Source organism: Brevundimonas sp., assembly GCF_035626535.1.
GTDB lineage: Bacteria > Pseudomonadota > Alphaproteobacteria > Caulobacterales > Caulobacteraceae > Brevundimonas.
Genome location: NZ_DASPNO010000029.1, coordinates 79,901 through 86,459 on the forward strand (window position 1 = coordinate 79,901; position 6,559 = coordinate 86,459).

The following is a 6,559-nucleotide window of genomic DNA, read 5'->3' on the forward strand; positions in this document are numbered from 1 at the left end:
GCATACGAGGAGCACGCCATGGCCGACAGCTATTCCACCCTTCTGATCGAACGCCACGCCGACGGCTATGCGGTGGTCACCCTGAACCGGCCCGAGGCGCTGAACGCGCTCAACTCCGCCCTGTTCAGGGACCTCGCCGACTTCCTCGACGCCGTCGAGCACGACGACAGCGTGCGCTGCCTGATCCTGACCGGATCGGGCGACAAGGCCTTCGCAGCCGGCGCCGACATCAAGGAGATGTCCGACCAGTCCTACGCTGACATGTACAAGGCCAATTTCTTCTCGCTCGGCCACGACCGCATCACCCGTTTCCGCAAGCCGATCATCGCCGCGGTCAACGGCTTCGCCCTCGGCGGCGGCTGCGAACTGGCCATGCTGTGCGATTTCATCGTGGCGTCGGAGAAGGCGAAATTCGGCCAACCCGAGATCAACCTCGGCGTCGCCCCCGGCATCGGCGGCTCGCAACGCCTGACCCGTCTGGTCGGCAAGTCCAAGGCCATGGACATGATGCTGACCGCCCGGATGATGGAGGCCGCCGAGGCCGAGCGCGCCGGCCTCGCCTCCCGCGTGGTCCCGCACGAGACCCTGATGGACGAGGTCCGCAAGATCGCCGCGAAGATCGCCTCGCAGAGCCCGCTCGCGGTCATGGCCAACAAGGAGATGGTCAACGCCGCTCTCGAAACCACCCTGACCCAGGGCGTCCAGTTCGAGCGTCGCCTGTTCCACTCCCTGTTCGCCTTCGAGGACCAGAAGGAGGGCATGGCCGCCTTCGTCGAAAAGCGGAAACCGAACTTCACGGGGCGGTAGGCCGTCTAGACGACGCCGGCGATCAGGCCCCTCTGAAGCGCCTGTTCCGCCGTCAGGTACCAGTTCTCCGCCGCCTTTTCCTCCAGCTCGTCGAGGCCGATGTCGCTCCCGGCGATCAGTTCCTCGAAACCCCAGGTCTGCACCTTGATGCCGATGTCGATCTCGGCCAGCAGGGCTTCGACCCTGGGCCGTTCAGACTTGAGGAAGTTGGACAGCTCAAGCGTCTTGCTCAGCTTGCGGCAGTGGATCATCAGCACGCCGTGCCGGTCGAGCCAGCGGTCCTCGCGCCGGAAGCCGGCCATGATCGTCGCCCCCGCCGAGAAGACGGTGGTCTTGCCGAAGAAGAGAGGCGTCCGGCCTGTTCGTTCACGGAACAGCCGGATGTCCGCGGCGATGCGGCGGCCGACATCGGCGTCGCCCCCGACGGTGGTGAGCTCAAGCACGACGGGATCGGGGCCGTCCGCGGCGGCCAGAAACTGGTCCTGAAAGGCCCCGAACATCTCGTCGCTGACGTTGCCGTTGAGACGGATCTGGGGCGTGAAGAGGGCGTCGGGCGCTGCTGTCATCCGCATACAGGCGGGGACGGGACCGGAAGCCCCGTCCCTTCGGCCCTTATTGCCGCTGCTTCTGGCGTTGCTGGTCCTGGCGTTGCCGCTGCTCGTCCTGACGCTGCCGCTGCTCGTCCTGACGCTGCTTTCCGCCGGCCTGGCGCTGCTTCTGGTCCTGGTTCTGACCCTGGTTGGGCATCTTCCCTACTCCGTTTCATGGCGCCGGGGCGCGTTGGGGTAACAGGACGGGACGGCCGCCTGTTCCTGTGTCGGGCTCCCGACTCTCCGGTCAGACGATCTGGTCCGGATGGGTCTGGGTGCCCGCCGGCGGACCGTCGACCTCCTGATACGGGTCGTCAGTCTCCTCGATCGACAGGATGGACTCGCCTTCCGACATCAAGGGCACGGCTGCGTCGCCCGCCTGGACGTCCGTCTTTGAAGGGACCTTGACCACCCGGGTGGCGCCGCCCTCGACGCCGACGGTCACGCGATAGATCCGCATGCTTCAGGTTCCGAAGCCGCCGGAGCCGCCGGCTCCCGCCGCGCCCTGGCCGCCGGTCGCCGGCTCGGCCTGGTCCCGTCCGGGAGGCGCGCCGCCCTGGTCGGGACGCCGCCCGGCCGCGGTCTTTTCCGGGCTTGGATCCGGAGTGCGGTCGTTCTGCGGATCGTCGTTCAGGGGCTTCTCGGTCATCACACTCTCCTGTTGCTGCAAGGACAACGGCTCCGCGTCAGTGCGGTTTCAGAACGACCTTGATCCACTCGTCCGGATTGTCGTGGAAATTCCTGTATCCCTCCGCCGCCTGCTCCAGCGGCAGCCGGTGGCTGATCAGGTCCGTGGTGTCGATCTTCCCTTCGAGGATCAGCTCCAGCAGCTGCGGCAGGTATTTCTGGACGTGGGTCTGGCCGGTCCGGATGGTCAGCCCCTTCTGCATGAAGGCGCCGATCGGCAGCTTGTCGCCGATACCGCCGTAGACGCCGGGCACGGAGATTCGCCCCCCCTTGCGGCAGGCCATGATGGTCTCGCGCAGCACATGCTGCCGGTCGGTGCCCAGCTTCGTCTCCTGTTTCACGGCGTCGATGATGTTGTCCGGGGCGAAGCCGTGCGCCTCCATGCCGACGGCGTCGATGCAGGCGTCAGGGCCGATGCCGGCCGTCATCTCCGTAAGGGCCTCGCGCACCTTGACCTCGTGGTAGTTCAGCACCTCGGCGCCGTTGGCCTTCGCCAGCTCCAGCCGGCGCGGCAGGTGGTCGATGGCGATGACCCGTCCCGCCCCCATCAGCAGGGCGCTCTTGATGGCGAACAGGCCGACCGGGCCGCAGCCCCAGATCGCCACGGTGTCGCCTGGCTCGATCTCCGCATTCTCAGCCGCCATCCAGCCGGTCGGGAAGATGTCCGACAAAAACAGCACCCGTTCGTCCTCGATGCCGTCCGGCACCACGATCGGGCCCATGTCCGAATAGGGCACGCGCGCGTATTCGGCCTGTCCGCCGGCATAGCCGCCGGTCATGTGCGAATAGCCGTAGATCCCGGCCATCGGGTAGCCGTAGGCGATCTCCGAGGTGTCAGACTTGTCGGCCGGGTTGGAGTTGTCGCAGGCCGAGTACTGCTGCCTGCCGCAGAAGAAGCACTGACCGCAGGCGATGACGAAGGGGACGACCACCTTCTGCCCGACCTTCAGGCTGGTGGCGCCGCGCCCGATCTCGACCACCTCGCCCATGAACTCGTGGCCGAGGACATCCCCATTGGACATGCCGGGGATCATGCTGTCGTAGAGGTGCAGGTCGGAGCCGCAGATGGCCGTGGCGGTGATCTTGATGATGGCGTCGCGGGGATTGACGATCTGCGGATCGGGGACGGTGTCCACCTGGACATTGTGCTTCCCGTGCCAGGTCAGGGCGCGCATGGAATTCTCTCTCGCTGGGATCAGAAATGGCGGTCGGCGCGGGGCGCGGCGTCCGGGGCCTTCGAGGTCGGGATCTCACCCGTCTCCATCAGTTGCTTGAAGCGGCGCAGCTCGCGGCGGGCCTGAATGCGCGGCTCCCTCTGCATCACCTTGGCCACGACCTTGCCCAGGGGTCCGGCGGGCGGGTCGTAGCTGATGAAGACGCGGACCTCGGTCCCGCGCCCGAAGGGATTGTCGCGGAACTCGATCCAGCCCTCGTGGTCGATGTCGCTCTCTTCCAGCGACCGCCAGGCGATGTACTCGCCGGGCCTCTCCTCCGTAATCTCGCTGACGAGTTCGAAATCGGCGCCGGCCGGCCCGGCGATGATCCAGCTGGAGCGGCCGGACTCCATGATCTCGACCGACTTCACATTTTCCATGAAGGCCGGCAGGTTCCGGAAGTCGCGCCAGAAGTCGTAGAGCTCCTGGCGAGGCCGGTTGATCAGGACGGCGCGGACGCTGGACGCTTCATGCTCGCCCTCCACCCTGTCCTTGTCGGTGAAGGCGGTGGACTCGACGGCGGCGTCGGTCGACATCTGGTGTTCGGTCATGGCGGCTCCTCTCGGCCCGCCAACCGGTCGATGTCGGGGTTCGTTCCCGAGATCGACAAGTCCCGACTGGCGGCGCTTGAACCCTCCGCCCCTTTCGGCTATAGCCGCGCGCTCTTGAGATTTTCGCGCCGTGGACGTGTGCTCCGCGGCGTTTTCCGTTCGAAGGTTTGACTGATGGCCAACAACCCCGGCGCCAAGAAAGCGATCCGCAAGATCGCCGCCCGCACCGAAGTGAACAAGGCGCGCCGCACGCGTGTCCGCACCTTCCTGCGCAAATTCCAGGAAGCCGTGACGGGCGGTGACGCCGGCGCCGCGAAGACCGCTTTCGTGGAGGCGCAGTCGGAGCTGATGCGCGCCGTCACCAAGGGCGTGGTTCACAAGAACACGGGCTCGCGCAAGGTGTCCCGCCTGGCCGCCCAGCTGAAGAAAATGTCCGCCGCCTGACACGACGGCTGCGGACGGCCTTTCACAGGCCTGTCATGCTGAAATCCAGCGATTTCAACGGCGAGGGCGCAACCGCTCCCTCGCCGTTTGCACGTGTGGCTCTAAGCTGAAGCAAGCCGATTGGTGCTCGCCTCAGTGGCGAAATCGAGGATTTCGTTGACTGTGTTTGGCTTTAGCGGAGTCAAACAATTTAACTGCATTCGGCGAATCGAATCAGCGTTGACGGCCCCTCCTCCCGGCGTAAGTTTGAGCCGCTAACGCACTTCCATCCCTCCACGGATGAACACGGCGCGGGACCAGTTTCGCGTCGGCGTGAGATGTCTGATCGAGAGCACGACCCCACCCGGGCGGCGCCCAGCCGCACCGGACAGGAGAAGTCGTCCGCGATCCAGGCCGCTCGAAGGGCGTCGGCTGATGGTTCTTTTTGGCGGGTGGCTGAACATGGCGGGGGGCGCACAGATGGCGGGGATGACCGATCCGGATCGTATCTGGACCGAGGCGGCGGGTCGCCTGCGCAGCGAGATCGGGGAGGGGGCGTTCAGCTCCTACATCGCCCCGTCGGCGGTGCGCACCGACGGCGCCGGCCAGCTGATCCTCGTCACCCCGACGGCCTACGCCCGCGACTGGGTGCGCAAGAACGCCCTGCGCCGCATGAATGAACTGTGGCTGGGCCTCGACGGCCTGTCGCGCCGGCTCGAGGTGCGTTGCCGCGCCGAGATGGGCTCGACGCCGCCGGCCTCGCAGGTCGCGGCCGGCCGCGCCGAGGCGCCCGCGTCCGCCACCGTGGTGGCGATGCCGGTGGCCACCGTCGGTCCCGTCGCCGACGGGGCCCGGGCCGTGCGCGCCGCCGGCCTGCAGGAGCGTCTGACCTTCGACAGCTTCGTGGAGGGCCAGGGCAACGCCTTCGCCCTCGCCATCGCCCGCCAGGCTGCGGCCTGGGCCGACGGCCACTTCAACCCGATCTTTTTCTGCGGCCCGTACGGCTACGGCAAGACGCACCTGCTCAACGCCATCGCCTGGGAGGCCCAGCGCCTGCGCCCCGACGCCAAGGTGGTCTATCTGACCGCCGAGCGCTTCCTGTCGACCTTCGTGCGCGCCATGCAGGACCGCTCGACCGCGGCCTTCAAGGAAAGCCTGCGCGGCGCCGACATGCTGCTGATCGACGACGTCCAGTTCGTCGGCGGCAAGGCGAGCACCCAGGACGAGCTGCTGGCCACGCTGACCAGCCTGATCGAGGACGGCAAGCGCATCGTCCTGTCCGCCGACCGGCCGCCGATGGCCCTGACCGAGGTCGAGCCGCGCCTGCGCAGCCACCTCGCCTCGGGCCTGACCTGCCCGGTCGAACCGGCCGACCGCGCCCTGAAACTGGCCGTGGCCCGCAACCGCATACAGGCGCTGGCCCAGCTGGGCGTCGTCTCCGGCGAGGCCCGGGGCGACGTGCTGGAGCACCTCGTCGACCGCACGCCCGGCTCGATGCGCGAGCTCGAGGGGGCCGTGAACACCCTGGCCGCCGTCGCCGGCGCCCGGCTGTCGGCCCTGACCGTGGACGAGACCCAGTCCCTGCTCGGCTCGGCCCTGCGCGGCGGACCCGAGCGCCGCATCACCGTGGACGAGATCCAGAAGACCGTCGCCGAGCATTTCACCCTCAAGCAGGCCGACCTGCTGTCGGAGCGCCGCACGCGCGCCGTGGCGAGGCCGCGGCAGATCGCCATGTGGCTGTGCAAGCAGCACACGACGCGGTCCTATCCGGATATCGGCCGGCGCTTCGGCGGGCGCGACCACACCACGGTCCTGCACGGCGTCCGCAAGATCGAGGAGCTGATGGCCCAGGACGACCAGATCGCCCGGGACGTCGAAGCCCTGACGCGCAAGCTGCGCGGCTAGGGCCCGCCGGAGGACGGCCTCTCGCGCTCCGAAAAAACGGTGTGGCAGAGTCGGCAGAGTCGACATCGGCTCCGAGGGATTTCAACGGCCCCGCGATTTCGCCGTGTCGGCTACGCGCTCCTTCGGCGGAACGGCGGGGGTTCGGTTTTCAAAGAGCCAACTCAGACACGCGCTCATTGTGCGCCCGCCCCTTCCTCAGGCGGGAAGATCGCGTCGAGAAAAGGCGATGTGTCTGGAAACGCGGCCGGTTCTCCGCGCAATCGGACTATAATTCCGGCGATTGCCAGCACAGCGTCACGACCGCCCCAAGGCGCGCCGGCGGGTTGTCCACAGACAGTCGGTCCCTCGTCCCTGATCCGAGGTCCCGCAGCCCCCGCCCCTT

9 protein-coding genes are annotated in these 6,559 nt (G+C 67.5%); 4 read left to right on the plus strand and 5 right to left on the minus strand.

Going from position 1 to position 6,559, the window contains the following annotated elements; all coding sequences use genetic code 11:
* The first annotated feature begins 18 nt into the window (after positions 1 to 18).
* Positions 19 to 807 (plus strand): enoyl-CoA hydratase-related protein, encoded by a 789-nt coding sequence (locus tag VEC04_RS04315; protein ID WP_324774217.1) that lies wholly within the window; start codon positions 19 to 21, stop codon positions 805 to 807.
* 5 nt (positions 808 to 812) lie between these two features.
* Here the strand turns inward: VEC04_RS04315 and VEC04_RS04320 are convergent, their stop codons facing one another.
* Positions 813 to 1,373 (minus strand): peptidase S14, encoded by a 561-nt coding sequence (locus VEC04_RS04320; RefSeq protein WP_324774199.1) that lies wholly within the window; start codon positions 1,371 to 1,373, stop codon positions 813 to 815.
* Between the two features lie 49 nt (positions 1,374 to 1,422).
* Between VEC04_RS04320 and VEC04_RS04325 the strand changes: the two genes are divergently transcribed.
* Positions 1,423 to 1,596, plus strand: coding sequence for a hypothetical protein (locus VEC04_RS04325; RefSeq protein WP_324774201.1), 174 nt, complete (start codon positions 1,423 to 1,425; stop codon positions 1,594 to 1,596).
* A gap of 48 nt (positions 1,597 to 1,644) precedes the next feature.
* Here VEC04_RS04325 and VEC04_RS04330 read toward each other — a convergent pair whose 3' ends face one another.
* The 4 genes from VEC04_RS04330 to VEC04_RS04345 are packed head-to-tail and all read right to left on the minus strand — an operon-like array spanning position 1,645 to position 3,849.
* The gene (locus VEC04_RS04330; RefSeq protein WP_324774203.1) at positions 1,645 to 1,857 is read right to left on the minus strand and encodes a hypothetical protein; all 213 of its coding nucleotides are present in this window, start codon (positions 1,855 to 1,857) and stop codon (positions 1,645 to 1,647) included.
* 3 nt (positions 1,858 to 1,860) lie between these two features.
* Positions 1,861 to 2,046, minus strand: coding sequence for a hypothetical protein (locus tag VEC04_RS04335; protein ID WP_324774205.1), 186 nt, complete (start codon positions 2,044 to 2,046; stop codon positions 1,861 to 1,863).
* Positions 2,047 to 2,083: 37 nt separating this feature from the next.
* Positions 2,084 to 3,259: a zinc-dependent alcohol dehydrogenase gene (locus tag VEC04_RS04340; protein WP_324774207.1), complete on the minus strand. Its 1,176-nt coding sequence runs from the start codon at positions 3,257 to 3,259 to the stop codon at positions 2,084 to 2,086.
* A gap of 20 nt (positions 3,260 to 3,279) precedes the next feature.
* The gene (locus VEC04_RS04345; protein WP_324774209.1) at positions 3,280 to 3,849 is read right to left on the minus strand and encodes an SRPBCC family protein; all 570 of its coding nucleotides are present in this window, start codon (positions 3,847 to 3,849) and stop codon (positions 3,280 to 3,282) included.
* A gap of 174 nt (positions 3,850 to 4,023) precedes the next feature.
* On the opposite strand from VEC04_RS04345, the gene rpsT reads away from it, so the two are divergent.
* The gene (rpsT, locus tag VEC04_RS04350) at positions 4,024 to 4,293 is read left to right on the plus strand and encodes a 30S ribosomal protein S20 (RefSeq protein ID WP_324774211.1); all 270 of its coding nucleotides are present in this window, start codon (positions 4,024 to 4,026) and stop codon (positions 4,291 to 4,293) included.
* Positions 4,294 to 4,707: 414 nt separating this feature from the next.
* Positions 4,708 to 6,177 carry a chromosomal replication initiator protein DnaA gene (dnaA, locus tag VEC04_RS04355; protein ID WP_414642647.1) on the plus strand — a complete coding sequence of 490 codons (1,470 nt, stop codon included), beginning with the start codon at positions 4,708 to 4,710 and terminating at the stop codon, positions 6,175 to 6,177.
* Positions 6,178 to 6,559 lie beyond the last annotated feature (382 nt).

Excerpts from the sequence above, each read along its gene's own strand:
- VEC04_RS04315 (WP_324774217.1), top strand. The coding sequence starts at position 19 with ATGGCCGACAGCTATTCCACCCTTCTGATCGAACGCCACGCCGACGGC.
- VEC04_RS04320 (WP_324774199.1), bottom strand. The coding sequence starts at position 1,373 with ATGACAGCAGCGCCCGACGCCCTCTTCACGCCCCAGATCCGTCTCAAC.
- VEC04_RS04330 (WP_324774203.1), bottom strand. The coding sequence starts at position 1,857 with ATGCGGATCTATCGCGTGACCGTCGGCGTCGAGGGCGGCGCCACCCGG.
- VEC04_RS04335 (WP_324774205.1), bottom strand. The coding sequence starts at position 2,046 with ATGACCGAGAAGCCCCTGAACGACGATCCGCAGAACGACCGCACTCCG.
- VEC04_RS04340 (WP_324774207.1), bottom strand. The coding sequence starts at position 3,259 with ATGCGCGCCCTGACCTGGCACGGGAAGCACAATGTCCAGGTGGACACC.
- VEC04_RS04345 (WP_324774209.1), bottom strand. The coding sequence starts at position 3,849 with ATGACCGAACACCAGATGTCGACCGACGCCGCCGTCGAGTCCACCGCC.
- rpsT (WP_324774211.1), top strand. The coding sequence starts at position 4,024 with ATGGCCAACAACCCCGGCGCCAAGAAAGCGATCCGCAAGATCGCCGCC.
- dnaA (WP_414642647.1), top strand. The coding sequence starts at position 4,708 with ATGGTTCTTTTTGGCGGGTGGCTGAACATGGCGGGGGGCGCACAGATG.